Genomic DNA, 14,230 nt, shown 5'->3' with positions numbered 1-14,230 from the left:
AATCGGTGACTTATAAAGGCTCTCCGTGTTAACGCTGTGTTACGCGGGGCACTGGCTCCCGCATCAGGCCGGAATGCTTAGTAAAGTGAATCGTGAGACTGCCGCCGGCTTCCGAGACACCCGGGGCACGCACGTTGAACCGGAGAAGAGGCCATCATGGACCGCCAGCAAGAGTTTGTCCTGCGGACGATCGAAGAACGTGACGTTCGATTCGTGCGTCTCTGGTTCACCGACGTCGTGGGTTCGCTTAAATCTGTGGCTCTGGCTCCGGCTGAGGTTGAGGGGGCCTTTGAGGAAGGCCTGGGTTTTGACGGGTCAGCAATCGAAGGCCTCGCCCGTGTTTTCGAATCAGACATGCTGGCCCAGCCGGATCCTTCAACCTTCCAGATCCTGCCGTGGCGTGGTGAGACTGAGCAGACGTCAAGAATGTTCTGCGATGTCCTGACGCCCGACGGCGAACCTTCAGCCGCCGATCCGCGTAACGTCCTCAAACGCACGCTCGCCAAGGCAGCGGACATGGGCTTTACCTGCTACACCCATCCCGAGATCGAGTTCTATCTCCTCAAGTCCCAGGAGCCTGGCCCCGACGGTGCTCCCGTACCAGTGGATGAGGGCGGGTACTTTGACCACGTCCCGGGCGGCGTGGCGCAGGACTTCAGGCGCACCGCCGTGACGATGCTGGAATCGGTGGGGATCTCGGTCGAGTTCAGCCACCACGAAGCAGGTCCGGGGCAGAACGAAATCGACCTTCGGTATGCCGACGCCCTGCAGACCGCTGACAACATCATGACCTTCCGGACCGTCATCAAGGAAGTAGCCCTGCAGCAGGGTACCTACGCCACGTTCATGCCCAAGCCGTTCACCGATCACCCGGGTTCCGGCATGCACACGCACTTTTCACTGTTTGAAGGCGATACCAACGCTTTTTATGAAGCCGGTGCAGAGTTCCAGCTGTCCAAAACGGCCCGTCAGTTCATCGCGGGAATCCTCAAGCATGCGCCGGAATTCACGGCGATCACCAACCAGTTCGTCAACTCCTACAAGCGGCTTTGGGGCGGGGGAGAAGCGCCCAGCTACCTCAGCTGGGGCCACAACAACCGTTCGGCCCTGGTGCGGGTTCCCTTGTACAAACCCGGAAAAGGCCAGTCCGCACGGATCGAGTACCGCGGAATAGACTCCGCTGCCAACCCCTACCTTGCGTACGCCGTGCTGCTTGGGGCTGGACTGAAGGGCATCGAAGAAGGGTATGAACTGCCGGCAGCGGCGGAGGACGACATCTGGTCGTTGAGTTCTGCAGAACGCCGCGCTATGGGACACGATCCTCTGCCCGCAAGCCTCCACGACGCCATCCGAAGCATGGAAGATTCAGAGCTGATGCCGCAGATCCTTGGGGAACAGGTTTTTGAGTACTTCCTCCGGAACAAGCGAGCCGAGTGGCAGGATTACCGTCTCCAGGTGACCCCCTACGAGCTGCAGCGCAATCTCGGTATTCTGTAGGGCGTCGCGATGAGCCTTGCCCGTCGGCTGATTTCCACCGGCTTCAGCGACCTGGAAAAGGCCGAACGCTTCCTGGCCATGCCGGAGTTGGAAGGCATCCACCCGGACGTCCTGTTTGCCGGATTCCAGCTGTCCGCCAGCCCGGACACTGCGCTTCAATCCCTTGTTCGTCTCCTTGAGAAGCATCCGGAGCTCAGAACCCTTGCTTCCGGCGATCCGGACACCAGTGAAGCCCTCTACCGGGTCCTCGGTGCCTCGGAGGCCCTCGGGGAATTCCTGATCCGTCATCCTGAGCATCTGGACGCCTTCAACGTGAGGGTCAGCCCTGAACCGGCAGCCGCTGATGCTGCGGAACTCCGTGAGCGGCTGCTGCGCTCCGTGCAGGCGGACTCCAGGTCGGCTCGGCCGGTGGCGGCTCTGACCGGGCCGGAGGCGTATGAGGCGCTTCGCACTGCCTACCGCCGGGGAGTAGTGGATCTCGCGATCAAGGATCTCTGCGCAGCGGATCCGCTTGATTTCATGCCGGCTGCAGGAGGGGAACTGGCCGATCTTGCCGGTGCCGCTATCGAGGCCGCCCTCGCCGTGTCCCGGGCGGAAGCGGCGGAACAGTATGGCTCGTCCGACGTCGCAAACGTGGGCCTTGCGGTCATCGGGATGGGGAAGTGCGGGGCGCGGGAACTGAACTACATTTCCGACGTCGATGTCATTTACGTCATCGAGGGCGGATCCTTGGATGACGCCCGATCCAACACCATCGGCACCGCCCTGGCCACAGGAATATCACGGGCCATTTCCTCGGTGGGACGTGAACCCGGGTTGTGGGAGGTCGACGCCAACCTCCGGCCAGAGGGGAAATCAGGTCCCCTCGTGCGGACTCTGGCGTCCCACGAGAGCTACTATGCGCGGTGGGCGCAGAGCTGGGAGTTCCAGGCGCTCCTGAAGGCACGGACCATCGCCGGGGACACCGAGCTCGGTGCGAAATATGAGGCGGCTGTGTCACCGCTCATCTGGGCTTCGGCCGGACGTGACGGTTTTGTCGAGTCTGTCCAGGCGATGCGCAGAAGGGTTACGGAGCACATCCCGCCGGCAGAGGAACAACGGCAAATCAAGCTCGGGCGGGGCGGCCTGCGCGACGTCGAATTCACCGTGCAGCTTCTGCAACTTGTGCACGGTAAGTCTGATGAGACGCTCCGGCACAGGGATACGACGTCGGCCATCGCGGCTTTGTCCGCTGGTGGCTACATTGGCCGCTCTGACGCTGCGGGGTTTGACCATGCCTACCGGTACCTGAGGGTCCTTGAGCACCGCATCCAACTGTTCCAATTGCGCCGCACCCACCTGATGCCAGTGCGGGAGGAAGCGCTGAGGGCTCTGGCCAAGGCGATGCTTGGTCCCTTTTCCCGGGAACGTCCGCACCCCGACACGCTGCTGGCCGCCTGGCACAAAACCAAGCGGTCAGTCCGCGAACTCCACGATCGCATCTTCTACCGGCCTCTTCTGAACACGGCGGCCAAGCTCAGCAGCGAAGATGCCCGCCTTTCACCGGAGGCGGCCCAGGCACGGCTTGCAGCCTTGGGTTATCTCGATCCCCAGGGGGCCATGCGGCACATCGAGGCCCTGACTGCCGGGGTCAGCCGCCGCGCGGCGCTCCAGCGCCATCTGCTGCCCATCCTCCTGGGATGGCTCGCCGAAGGAGTTGATCCCGACGCCGGCCTGCTCGGCTTCCGGCGCATCAGCGAGAGCCTCGGTACCACTCATTGGTATCTGGGCATGCTGCGAGACTCCACAGCCGCGGCCGAAAGGCTCTGCCACGTACTGTCCAACTCCAGGCTGATCGCGGACCTGCTGGAGGTCTCGCCGGAATCCGTGGCCTGGCTGGGCTCGGAAAAGGACCTCACACCGCTTGGCTTCGATGCACAGTGGCTGGAAATCACCTCCAAGATGTCCAGGCATGCGGATCCGGAGAGTGCCATGCGGCTGATCCGCCTGATCCGCCGACGGGAAATCCTGCGCACGGCAATCGCTGACAGCGCAGGGCTCCTGGACCAGGACCAGGTGAGTGTCGCGCTGGCTGAGACAGACCGGGCGGCTATCGTCGGGGCGCTCCGGGTGGCGGAAGGCATCGTATCCTCCGAAGGTCCGCTCAAGACGAGAGTCCTCGTCGTGGCCATGGGCCGCCAAGGCGGACGTGAGATCGGGTATGGCTCCGATGCCGACGTCATGTATGTCCATCGGGGCTTGCCCGGCGTTCCGGAAAAGGAAGCCCAGCTGCAGGCTGCCCAAATCGTGGGGCACATCTCCAGCCTCCTGACTCAGCCGCTGAAGCCGGCGATTATGGCCGAGAGGGTCCTGCAGGTCGACGCCGATCTTCGTCCGGAGGGTAAGAGCGGGGCGATGGTCAGGTCCCTGGACTCCTACGCGGAGTATTACCGCCGGTGGTCCCTGATCTGGGAGGCCCAGGCGCTGCTGCGGGCGCGGCCAATCGCAGGAGACGACGAACTTGCCGCCGATTTCGTGAGCCTCATCAACCCCATTCGCTATCCGGAATCGCTTTCAGAGCAGGACATCCGCGAAATCCGGAGGGTGAAGGCCCGTGTCGAATCCGAGCGGCTGCCCAGGGGCGCGGACCCGGCCAGGCACCTCAAACTAGGCCGCGGCGGGTTGAGCGATGTGGAATGGCTTGTTCAACTGCTGCAACTGCAGCATGCCGCCCATCATCCCGGGCTCCGGACCACCTCCACCATCAAAGCGCTGGAGGCCGCCGGGTCCCTCGAGCTCATTGGAAAGAATGACGCTGAACTGCTGCTGAAGGCATGGCGGCTCGCGAGCCGGATCAGGTCTGCAAACGTGATCTGGAACGGCAGGGCCTCAGACCTCCTGCCCTCGTCCCGGCGCGACCTTGAAGCAGTGGCGCGTTGGTGCGGTTACCAGCCAGGCAACGCCGCTGCCTTGGAAGAGGACTACCTGCGCGTGAGCAGGCTCGCCCGTGGAGTCTTTGAGAGGATATTTTACGGGCAGTAGGCGAGCGGTTTCCCAGGACATCTTAGGTGCCCGCCAGCGGCTGCGAAAGGGCTGACACGCACAATTCAGGGTGCTAGTTTGAGCGGATGGCAACCCAAATTTATCTGAATCTTCCCGTCAAGGAGCTCAATCGGAGCGTCGAGTTCTTTAGCGCGCTTGGATTCTCCTTCAACCCGGATTTCACGGATGAGAATGCCACCTGCATGATCATCAACGACAACGCCTTCGTCATGCTCCTGGTGGAGGGCTTCTTCAAGACGTTCACGTCCAAGAGCATCGCGGACAGTACGGAGACCACTGAAGCCATCATGGCCTTCTCAGTCGACAGCCGTGAAGCCGTGGACGAAACCGTGCGGAAGGCCCTTGCGGCCGGTGGAAGTCCATCCCAGGAGGTCAAGGACTACGGCTTCATGTACAACCACAGCTTCCAGGACCCGGACGGCCATCTCTGGGAAGTCATGTGGATGGACCCCGCCGGTCCGCCCGCAGACTCTGCGGAGGAATAGCTCCCAGCGCGGACGACGGCGGCCGGCACAGGCCGCCCGTTCGGTAACCTGATAGGCATGCACGCTTTCGTCTGGCTTATCCCCCTGAAGAGCCTCGACGCAGAGGGGCGAGCCATTCAGCTCGGCGAAGCCGCCCAATTGGAATTGGCGCCAGGTCAGTCAGACTTGGTCGGAGACCCGCTGCGGATGATGCTGATGGGGCTGGCAGAAGAGTCCCGGTTCCCCTACGTCGTGGAATCCGATGGCCGGGCGGTCGGAGTTCTGACGCTTCAGGTGGGAGCGGCACGGCTGGCTGGCTGGGCAGACGATCAGAGCGCCTGGCTGCTTCGGGGCTTCCTCATCCGCAGGGAGGACCAGGGAAGGGGCTTGGGCACCCTCGCAGCCCAGGCGGCCTTCCAGGAAGCAGGGCGTTTGTCTGCGAGGCTGGGCGGCGGCGAGACCGGCGTTGTACTTTCAGTGAATGAGGGCAACCCCGCCGGACAGGCCGCCTACAAAAAAGCCGGGTTTGAGGATCAGGGCGCTTATCTGGGCGGCGCAGCAGGCCCTCAGCGGACCATGTACAGAGCGTTCGTCCGCTGAATCTTGCCCTGGCCCCTTGTGGCGGGCATACGTCAGGTTGATTCTCTTCATCACCTGAGTACCGTGGGCTTGTGGCTGGATAAACGCGCGTACAGGTTACTGGTGTTTCGACTATGGGATGTGACTTACCTTCGGCCCATGAGTGGAGCTCAAAGGGACAGGGGTGCCACAGCGCTGTTTGGCATCAAGGGTGGTGTGGCCTGGGTGGCTGAAGATGTTTTCGTAACGCGAAGCAACGGAGATCTGCTGGTGGAGCTTTGGATTGGCCCGCGGGTGGTGTCCATCCTTGTCCATCCAGACAGCGCAGGATACATGCAGGCGATCTATGCGAAGCTCGCTGAGCTTGCCATCGACGACTTCCCCCCGATCCGCGTAAAGCGCACAGAGTCAGGGCCCTGAAGCGCACACAGAGTCAGGGCAAAGAGGTTCAGACAAAAGAAAGTCCGCACGTGCTGCCGTTGCCGGCAGCGCGTGCGGACTCTCTGCGGACTGAACCATGTTCAAGTCCCTGTAATGCTGCTACACGCCGTAGTAGAGCTCGAACTCGTAGGGGTTCGGGCGCAGCGACAGCGGGCGGATTTCGTTCTCGTACTTGTATTCGATCCAGGTGTCGATCAGGTCCTGGGTGAAGACGCCGCCGGCCTGCAGGAACTCGTTGTCCTCGGCCAGTGCGGTCAGTGCTTCTTCAAGCGTGCCGGGAGCCTTCGGGATGTCCTTGGCTTCCTCGGCCGGCAGCTCGTAGAGGTCCTTGTCGATGGGAGCAGGCGGTTCGATGCGGTTGCGGATGCCATCGATACCGGCCATCAGCTGGGCAGCGAATGCGAGGTAGGGGTTGGACGAGGGGTCCGGAGCGCGGAACTCGATGCGCTTGGCCTTCGGGTTGGTGCCCGTGATGGGGATACGGATACCAGCGGAGCGGTTGCCCTGCGAGTACACCATGTTGACAGGAGCTTCGAAGCCCTTGACCAGGCGGCGGTAGGAGTTCACCGTCGGGTTGGTGAAGGCGAGGACAGCAGAAGCGTGCTTCAGCAGACCACCGATGTACCAGCGGGCGGTGTCCGAGAGTCCGGCGTAGCCCTTCTCGTCGTAGAACAGCGGGTCGCCATCGTTCCAGAGGGACTGGTGGCAGTGCATGCCTGAACCGTTGTCCGCGAAGACCGGCTTGGGCATGAAGGTTACTGACTTGCCCCAGGCGTCAGCGGTGTTCTTGACGACGTACTTGAACTTCTGGAGGTCATCTGCCGCGTGAGTCAGAGTAGTGAACTTGTAGTTGATCTCAGCCTGACCGGCCGAGCCGACCTCGTGGTGGCTGCGTTCGACTTCAAGGCCTGCTTCATCAAGTGCAATACACATGGCATCGCGGAGGTCAGACTGCTTGTCAGTGGGGGAAACCGGGAAGTAGCCGCCCTTGACCGGGGTTTTGTTGCCGAGGTTCCCGCCTTCTTCTTCACGGCCGGTGTTCCAGTGAGCCTCTTCAGAGTCAATCTTGTAGAAGCTGCCCTGGGGCGTGGACTGGTACTGGACGTTGTCGAACACAAAGAACTCGGCTTCGGGAGCAAAGAACGCGGTGTCTGCAATGCCGGTGGAGGCGAGGTAGGCTTCGGCCTTTTCAGCCACGCCACGCGGGTCGCGGTGGTAAGGATCGCCGGTCCGCGGGTTCACGATGGAGAAGTTCAACGCAAGGGTCTTCTCCATGCGGAACGTGTCCAGGAAAGCGGTGGTGACATCGGGGATGAGCTGCATGTCGGACTCTGCGATGCCCTGGAAGCCGCGGATGGAGGACCCGTCGAAGAGCTGCCCGTTGACGAAGAAGTCAGCGTCAACGCTCTTGGCGGGCACATTGAAGTGCTGCTGGACGCCAGGGAGGTCGGTGAAGCGAATATCAACGAATTTAACATCTTCGTCCTGGATGAACGTGAGGACTTCGTCCGCAGTCTTGAACATCTATGCTCCTTATGCATGTGGAATAACTGGCTGGAAAGCCAAACTGTCCAGCGCAATACAACAGCGGGGAAAGCGAATCGCCGTCCCCGTTCATAGCTCGCTAGCAACTGTTAACACCCTAGGGATAAGGGATTTCTCTGCTGTGTCGGCTTTGTTTCCGGCAGGTTACAGACGCGCCTGCTATGTAAACGGTAATGGGCGTCCACACTGTGGTCTACCTGCTTCCACACTGTGAGCGCCCAGGGTGTCACGGGGATGAGGGCGGAGCACCCGGCGCCTGGGAAGCCGATAGTCTTGTTCAGTGGTTGATCGAAAAGACATAGGTTCATGGCTCAGTGGGCCCGATACTTCGGGAACGTCCAAATATCCGGGGGAACGGCTTAATTTGCCCGAATCAGGCCCGGGTTCCATTGCGCGGGCGGGCCGACGCATCCTCGGCATCTGCATTGATTGGGGAATCGCCCTCCTCATCAGCAACTTTGCCTTTGCGGGTGATCCTTGGGCCACTCTGGCCGTCTTTGCCGCCGAGCAGATCCTGCTGGTTGGCACGCTGGGCTACAGCATTGGTCACCGCATCGCCGGAATCCACGTCACCAAGCTCGGCGGCGGGCCCGCGGGACCCTTGCGGGCACTGGTCCGGGCCCTTCTGCTGTGCCTGGTTATTCCAGCAGTAATTTTTGACCCCGATCAGCGCGGCCTGCATGACAAGGCGATGAATACGGTACTCGTCCGCCTGTAAAGCCGGCCCTCCCGGCCCCGCAGGCTTGGGTGCCAGTATGTGCCGTCGGCGTGGCCGATCAGACTCCGGCTTCCTGGAGTGCGTCCGCTGCCGGGGAAGTCTCCGCTGAAGCCGTCAGGTAACCGCGACGGTCAGCCCATTGTTCAAACACCAACGTGGCAAATGGCAGAACCGCGGAAAGTCCCGCGAAGAGCGCCACGAGAAACGGCCAGCGCTGCAGGCGCCACAGGATCAGCGCGGCGATGCAGTAGCCGATGAACAGGCCGCCGTGGATTGGTCCGGCAATCTCAACTCCCAGCTCGGTAATTCTCAGCACCCATTTGAGGAACATTCCGATCAGCAGGGCAGCCCAGCTGAAAGCTTCCGCCACCGCGAGTATTTTGAAGATCCGGATTACGGCAGGTTTCGAGGGAAGTTTCATGTGCGGGTTCTCCGATTCAAGGGTGGCGCGTTCAGGGGGGCAGGCGAGAGGTTGCTGCCGCGGCAAAAGGAAACGCCCCGGTTGTGGCGAGTTGGCCGTTACCGGGGCGTTGCGGTCCAGCTAGCGGCCGCGTGCTGCTTTGCGGTCAGGACGTGCTTTGTAGGGATCGATACCCTTCGGGATCGGGAGACGGTTTCCCAGCGAACCAATCCGCTTCGATACGGCGCTGACCTCGATCTTGGTGAGCTCCTTGTTCAGCTTTCCCATTTTCTTGGCGACTTCGCTGAGGGGGACCTGACCCTCGCCCCGGCCGCTTTGGATCACGTGGACAGGAACGTTGGGAAGAATGCGTGCGAGCTTCTTACGCTCGGCCTCGATCAGCGGCTTCACACGATGAGTGGGCCCTTCGCTGACCAACACGACGCCCGGGCGCCCAATGGCCCGGAAGACAGCATCCTGCGTCCTGGGGTTAACAGCTACCGGCTGCTCTTCTGTGATCCATCCGCGCTTGAGTGTGCCCAAGGCGGCCCCCGACGCTCCGGGCTGGTTCTCAATCTGTGCAAACGCCGCGCGCTCGGCGCGGCGGGACAGGATCAGCGTTGCCCCAAGGAGACCAAGAGGGATGCCGATGATGAGTCCGGTAACCCAGTTCTCCAGCCAGAAACCGACCAGGAAGCTGACAGCGACGACGCCAAGGAATACCAGCAGCATCAGCCACGGCACCATGGGGTCGTGGCGCCGGGTCATTTGGAAGACCTCGCCGATCTGCTTCAGACGGCTTGGCTTCTTGACCTTCGCTGCTTTGGGCTTACGTGAAAAGAGGCCACGTTTCGGCTCATCGGAGGATGCCGGAGTGGTGTTGCTGGAATCAGGGGATTTCGCCATAGTGCCTCAATTCTACGTGATTGATGGCTGAGGGCCGGACGCCGGGAAGCCCGGCATCCGGCCCTCAGCCACTGCGCAATTGTTCGGGGTGCGGTTCTAGGAGCGGGCTGCGATGAGCGAACTGGCTTCCTGGCGGGTGCTGCCGGAGCTCTCGATGTGGGCGAGCTCGGCCGGGATTTCCCAGCCCTTTTTACGCATTGCGGTTGCCCAGAGACGGCCGGCGCGGTACGAGGACCGCACCAGCGGTCCGCTCATGACTCCCAGGAAGCCGATCTCATCCGCTTCCTGCTGCAGGTCTACAAACTCCTGCGGCTTGACCCAGCGGTCCACCGGAAGGTGGCGTTCGCTTGGCCGCAGGTACTGCGTGATGGTGATGAGGTCGCAGCCGGCGTCGTGCAGGTCCCTGAGGGCTTCGGAAATCTCTTCCCGTGTTTCGCCCATTCCGAGGATGAGGTTCGACTTTGTGACCATGCCGAGCTTACGGCCCTGCGTGATGACGTCCAGCGAACGGTCGTAACGGAACGCCGGCCGGATGCGCTTGAAAATGCGCGGTACGGTCTCCACGTTGTGGGCGAACACCTCAGGCTTGGAATCGCAGATCGCCTCGATGTGCTCCGGCTTTCCGGAGAAGTCCGGGATCAGCAGTTCGACACCGGTGCCCGGGTTAAGTTCATGGATCTTGCGGACTGTTTCCGCGTACAGCCACACGCCTTCATCTTCGAGGTCGTCGCGCGCGACGCCCGTGACCGTGGCGTAGCGCAGTTGCATCGACTGGACCGACCGCGCAACCTTGGTGGGTTCGAAGATGTCCACCGGCGAGGGCTTCCCTGTGTCAATCTGGCAGAAATCGCAGCGCCGGGTGCATTCGGAGCCGCCAATCAGGAAGGTCGCTTCCTTGTCCTCCCAGCATTCGAAAATGTTGGGGCAGCCTGCTTCTTCACAGACGGTGTGGAGGCCTTCCTTCTTCACCAGGTTCTTGAGGTTAACGAATTCCGGTCCCATTTGGACCTTCGCTTTGATCCACTCCGGTTTCCGCTCCACCGGTGTGGCCGAGTTGCGCTGCTCGATGCGCAGCATTTTCCGGCCTTCTGGTGCCAGTGTCACAGTAGAGCTCCTTCGGGAATCGCAACTAGGGCGTCTTCATTCTTGCGCAGTTCTTCCGTGATCCGCGAAACGAGATCCGCCGGAGCTACGTCTCTGCCGATTTCCTGGGCGATCGTGGTCACGCCGGCGTCAGTGATACCGCAGGCAATGATCTGGCCATAGGGTGCCAGATCGTTGTTGCAGTTGATGGCAAAGCCGTGCATTGTCACGCCGTCGCTGACACGGATCCCGATCGCGGCGATTTTGCGGGCCGGGCCCTTCTCGTCCTGGTCGATCCAGACACCTGCCCGTCCCTTAATTCGTTCCACCTTCAGGCCGTAGTCCGACAGAACGGCGATGATTACTGCTTCAAGGCGTTCCACATAGTCGCGGATACCTGCAGGGTTCTTCAGCTTGATGATGGGGTAACCTACCAGCTGGCCCGGACCGTGCCAGGTGAGCTTGCCCCCGCGGTCTACCGGTACCACCGGTGTCCCATCGAAGGGACGTTCATGTTCCTCAGTACGCTTGCCCGCTGTGTAAACGGGGGAGTGCTCGAGGAGGAGGACTGTGCTGGGTGCTTTGCCGGCGACGACGTTGTCGTGGAGTTCGCGCTGGATTTCCCAAGCACGCGTGTAGTCAACGAAATCCGGGGCCAGACCCAGCTGGGAAAACTCAAGAGTCATGCCTAACAGCTTAGACCCCGTCCGCCGTCGTGCCCGGTTCTGTGCTTAAGCTCTCACCGCAACAGAGGGGGCTGTGGATAACTTCTGCGGGATTCTGCGGAATCGGCTATTCCTTGACTATGGATAAATTCCAGCGGGCCAGGCCGGAGATCAGCATGGAAACTGGCGGGGAATCGTTCGTTACGCGCCCTGCCCTGGCTGCCGCCGACATTGGGGACACAAGGCCTTTGGTGTCCGGCTACGAGGTGGGGCGTCAACTGGGCAAAGGCGCTTCAGCTGCCGTCTGGCTCGTCAGCGAGAAAGCGACGGGCCGCAGCTTTGCCCTGAAATGCATGGAGGATGCTTCTGATGACGTCTCCAAAGAGGAATCCATTCGCCGTGAGATCCGTATCCTGTCGGCCCTGGATCACCCCCATCTTGTCAGGGCGTACGACGTCGTCAGGCTCGGAGGCGTTGGTGACGGCAGCTTGGGTCTGGTCATGGATTTTGCCGCGGGTGGCTCTCTTGCTGAACTGGTGGCAACACGGGGAAAGCTCACTGTTGGCGAAACGGTCACCGTCCTGACGCCTATGGCCCAAGCTCTGGCATACCTTCACAGCCAGGGATTCACGCACTCGGACGTCTCACCGGGCAATGTCCTGTTTTCCGCAGAGGGTAAGCCTCTGCTGGCAGACCTCGGTGTCAGCAAAATGGTCGGGGATGCCGTGGCCGTTTCAGGACACGGCACCTTGGGCTTCAAGGATCCTGCACCGGACCACACCCTCAGGGCCGGACTTCAGCCGGAGCGGGATGTATATTCCCTTGCCGCTGTCGGTTGGTACTGCCTGACCGGAAACCCGCCGCCGAAGACTTCCCGCAGGCCCCCTCTGACACTTTTGCTGCAGGATGCGCCGCCGGAGCTTGCAGCGGCGCTTGAAGCCGCACTTCATGATGAGCGACGACTGCGCCCCACCGCACGCGAGTTCGCGACAGCAGTGTATCGAAGCGCGGAAGCAGCTCCTGTCGATCTTGCCGCCTCCGTCCACCCCACCGTGATTCCGGAACTGCTGACGCGAAGGAGCCTGCCTCCCCAGGATCATCCTTTGGTCCGTTTCATCGGGTACAGGGAATGGATGCGGCGGTACCGGGAGTGGAGGCGCCGGTTCCCAAGGCATCCGGCACGCAAAGGACCTCCTTCCGGTCCGGCAAATCTTTTGGAGTCGCGCCCATCGGCAACAGCCAGTGCAAGTCAGGAGACCAGGCGTGGACGGCGGACAGCCTGCAGGCGAAGGAGTCCCCGGCCGCTTCGCCTTGCCGGCATCGCCCTGCTGCTGTTGTCGACAGGCGCGGGTATCAACTGGTGGCTGCCCGAAGTTTTTGGGGCTGCCTTGGCCTCCTGGCCAGAAGCAGGGATTGTTTCACCGCGGGCCGGGGGAGCCGGCGATGAGGCAGGCTCCGCTGCAGAGAGTTCCGCTGGCGTTCCCGGAAACCTCCCAGCGGAAATGCCTCAGGAGATCCGTGAGCAGATTGATTCCAGCGCGCCCGACCAGGCGGCGCGGGGGTTAGCCTGGCTGCGATCAACAGCATTCAGCTCCGGCAGACACGAACTGCTGAACCAAGTCAATGTTAAGGGTTCCGATGCGGCGGAGGCTGACGCCAGGACTGTTGCGGTGCTGGCCAGGTCCGGCCACAGGCTGGCAGGTTTCACCACCACACTCTCCAAGGTAGACACTGAGCGCGAAAGCACGGCCGATCGGGCAGTTCTCAGCATTACTGCGTCCACATCCGCCTATCAGGAACTGGATGCTTCAGGTGCTTTGGTGGCCAATCTGGCGGCCGGCGGTGAGGAACAACTCCGGCTGGTCCTGCTTCTGGTGGACGGCCGATGGCGCATTCAGGAGATCCTGCCTCCCACCTGACGGCCTGCGATCCATCTGGCTGCGTCCTTCACCGATGGATGTTGCCATTGGAAACCGGCTGACGTGAGCACCACGGGATCGAGCCGCTGGCTTGCCAGCAGGAGTTCATCCGCCAGCTTGCCCATGCCGAGGCGCAGGAGGGGCGCTGGAACCCTCAAAAGCGCCGGCCGGTTCAGCGCGGACCCCAGATGGGAAATAAGGGAGTGGAGCTCGGCCGCGTGCGGTGCTGCCAGATTGACGGGTCCCGCGAGCGGCGACCGAAGAAGGAACGAAAAGGCGGACACGACGTCGGGAAGGGTTACCCACGGCCAATACTGCCGGCCGTTGCCCAACGGGCCTCCCAGCCCGAGCCGCAGGAGCGGAAGCAGCTTGCCCAAGGCTCCTCCAGCCGGGCTGAGCACTACTCCCGTCCGCGGTGTGATTACACGGACACCGTGTGGGGCTTCGGTGGCTGCCGCTTCCCATTCGAGGCAGAGCCTGGCCAAGACTCCGCTTCCGGCCGGTGATTCTTCGCTGAGGATGGTTGCGCCGGCATCCCCGTAGTAGCCGGAAGCCGACTGGCTGATGAAGACGGAGGGCGGAGACCCCAGCTGTTTCATTCCTTTGACAAGGGTTCGGGTGGACAGGACCCGTGAGGCAGACAGTTCCCGGATCCTGGCATGAGTCCAGAGCCTGTCACCGATTCCCGCGCCAGAGAGATTGATGATGGCGTCTGAACCCTCGATGGCACTCGGGTCGAGAACACCCTGCGAAGGATCCCATCGTATTTCCGAGGCTGAGGCGGGCGGCCTGCGAACGAGGGTCCGAACATTGTGACCGTTCCCGCGGAGGCTGCGGATCAGTGCGCTTCCAATAAGCCCTGAAGCACCTGAAATGACTATCTGCATGTGCAATCTCACCACGGGAAGACGTCCGCCGGATGCGTGTCAGTCCATGACAGTTGAGTGCAGGACTTTGACTATGATCAACTG

13 protein-coding genes are annotated in these 14,230 nt (G+C 61.8%); 7 read left to right on the top strand and 6 right to left on the bottom strand.

Translation table 11 applies throughout. From position 1 onward, the window contains the following. The first annotated feature begins 156 nt into the window (after positions 1-156). The 5 genes from glnA (M1E05_RS13630) to M1E05_RS13610 all read left to right on the top strand — a co-directional run bounded on the left by glnA (M1E05_RS13630) (position 157) and on the right by M1E05_RS13610 (position 6,002). Positions 157-1,497, top strand: coding sequence for a type I glutamate--ammonia ligase (gene glnA, locus M1E05_RS13630; protein WP_247045066.1), 1,341 nt, complete (start codon positions 157-159; stop codon positions 1,495-1,497). A 9-nt stretch (positions 1,498-1,506) separates the two neighbouring features. Further along, the gene (locus M1E05_RS13625; protein WP_458110852.1) at positions 1,507-4,518 is read left to right on the top strand and encodes a bifunctional [glutamine synthetase] adenylyltransferase/[glutamine synthetase]-adenylyl-L-tyrosine phosphorylase; all 3,012 of its coding nucleotides are present in this window, start codon (positions 1,507-1,509) and stop codon (positions 4,516-4,518) included. A gap of 86 nt (positions 4,519-4,604) precedes the next feature. Then, entirely contained in the window at positions 4,605-5,024 is a 420-nt protein-coding gene (locus tag M1E05_RS13620) for a VOC family protein (protein ID WP_461163273.1), read from the top strand. Between the two features lie 57 nt (positions 5,025-5,081). Next, on the top strand, positions 5,082-5,603 hold the full coding sequence (locus tag M1E05_RS13615) for a GNAT family N-acetyltransferase (RefSeq protein WP_461163272.1): 522 nt from the start codon (positions 5,082-5,084) through the stop codon (positions 5,601-5,603). Between the two features lie 138 nt (positions 5,604-5,741). After that, on the top strand, positions 5,742-6,002 hold the full coding sequence (locus tag M1E05_RS13610) for a hypothetical protein (RefSeq protein ID WP_461163271.1): 261 nt from the start codon (positions 5,742-5,744) through the stop codon (positions 6,000-6,002). 120 nt (positions 6,003-6,122) lie between these two features. Here the strand turns inward: M1E05_RS13610 and glnA (M1E05_RS13605) are convergent, their stop codons facing one another. After that, complete coding sequence (gene glnA, locus M1E05_RS13605; RefSeq protein WP_309105587.1) at positions 6,123-7,547, bottom strand: type I glutamate--ammonia ligase; 1,425 nt, start codon at positions 7,545-7,547, stop codon at positions 6,123-6,125. 301 nt (positions 7,548-7,848) lie between these two features. On the opposite strand from glnA (M1E05_RS13605), the gene M1E05_RS13600 reads away from it, so the two are divergent. Beyond that, a complete protein-coding gene (locus M1E05_RS13600) occupies positions 7,849-8,286 on the top strand; it encodes an RDD family protein (protein ID WP_458110848.1) in 438 nt (145 codons plus the stop codon). A 58-nt stretch (positions 8,287-8,344) separates the two neighbouring features. On the opposite strand, the gene M1E05_RS13595 is transcribed toward M1E05_RS13600, so the two are convergent. From M1E05_RS13595 to lipB, 4 genes are all read right to left on the bottom strand, one after another. Further along, on the bottom strand, positions 8,345-8,707 hold the full coding sequence (locus M1E05_RS13595; RefSeq protein WP_461163270.1) for a DUF3817 domain-containing protein: 363 nt from the start codon (positions 8,705-8,707) through the stop codon (positions 8,345-8,347). Between the two features lie 120 nt (positions 8,708-8,827). Then, a complete protein-coding gene (locus tag M1E05_RS13590) occupies positions 8,828-9,592 on the bottom strand; it encodes a DUF4191 domain-containing protein (RefSeq protein ID WP_461163269.1) in 765 nt (254 codons plus the stop codon). A gap of 96 nt (positions 9,593-9,688) precedes the next feature. Next, entirely contained in the window at positions 9,689-10,696 is a 1,008-nt protein-coding gene (gene lipA / locus M1E05_RS13585) for a lipoyl synthase (RefSeq protein ID WP_461163268.1), read from the bottom strand. Further along, complete coding sequence (gene lipB, locus M1E05_RS13580) at positions 10,693-11,361, bottom strand: lipoyl(octanoyl) transferase LipB (RefSeq protein ID WP_247045032.1); 669 nt, start codon at positions 11,359-11,361, stop codon at positions 10,693-10,695. Before lipB ends, lipA begins: the two co-directional genes overlap by 4 nt. A gap of 119 nt (positions 11,362-11,480) precedes the next feature. Between lipB and M1E05_RS13575 the strand changes: the two genes are divergently transcribed. Beyond that, on the top strand, positions 11,481-13,259 hold the full coding sequence (locus M1E05_RS13575) for a protein kinase domain-containing protein (protein ID WP_458110845.1): 1,779 nt from the start codon (positions 11,481-11,483) through the stop codon (positions 13,257-13,259). On the opposite strand, the gene M1E05_RS13570 is transcribed toward M1E05_RS13575, so the two are convergent. Then, on the bottom strand, positions 13,235-14,146 hold the full coding sequence (locus tag M1E05_RS13570) for a TIGR01777 family oxidoreductase (protein ID WP_458110844.1): 912 nt from the start codon (positions 14,144-14,146) through the stop codon (positions 13,235-13,237). The two genes, M1E05_RS13575 and M1E05_RS13570, sit on opposite strands and share 25 nt — an antisense overlap. Positions 14,147-14,230: the final 84 nt, after the last annotated feature.

This window comes from Arthrobacter sp. R4-81 (genome assembly GCF_054792365.1).
This window is presented reverse-complemented; position numbering and strand designations above follow the sequence as displayed.

Coding starts and splice junctions, on each gene's coding strand:
- glnA (WP_247045066.1), top strand. CDS start 157: ATGGACCGCCAGCAAGAGTTTGTCCTGCGGACGATCGAAGAACGTGAC.
- M1E05_RS13625 (WP_458110852.1), top strand. CDS start 1,507: ATGAGCCTTGCCCGTCGGCTGATTTCCACCGGCTTCAGCGACCTGGAA.
- M1E05_RS13620 (WP_461163273.1), top strand. CDS start 4,605: ATGGCAACCCAAATTTATCTGAATCTTCCCGTCAAGGAGCTCAATCGG.
- M1E05_RS13615 (WP_461163272.1), top strand. CDS start 5,082: ATGCACGCTTTCGTCTGGCTTATCCCCCTGAAGAGCCTCGACGCAGAG.
- M1E05_RS13610 (WP_461163271.1), top strand. CDS start 5,742: ATGAGTGGAGCTCAAAGGGACAGGGGTGCCACAGCGCTGTTTGGCATC.
- glnA (WP_309105587.1), bottom strand. CDS start 7,547: ATGTTCAAGACTGCGGACGAAGTCCTCACGTTCATCCAGGACGAAGAT.
- M1E05_RS13595 (WP_461163270.1), bottom strand. CDS start 8,707: ATGAAACTTCCCTCGAAACCTGCCGTAATCCGGATCTTCAAAATACTC.
- M1E05_RS13590 (WP_461163269.1), bottom strand. CDS start 9,592: ATGGCGAAATCCCCTGATTCCAGCAACACCACTCCGGCATCCTCCGAT.
- lipB (WP_247045032.1), bottom strand. CDS start 11,361: ATGACTCTTGAGTTTTCCCAGCTGGGTCTGGCCCCGGATTTCGTTGAC.
- M1E05_RS13575 (WP_458110845.1), top strand. CDS start 11,481: ATGGATAAATTCCAGCGGGCCAGGCCGGAGATCAGCATGGAAACTGGC.
- M1E05_RS13570 (WP_458110844.1), bottom strand. CDS start 14,146: ATGCAGATAGTCATTTCAGGTGCTTCAGGGCTTATTGGAAGCGCACTG.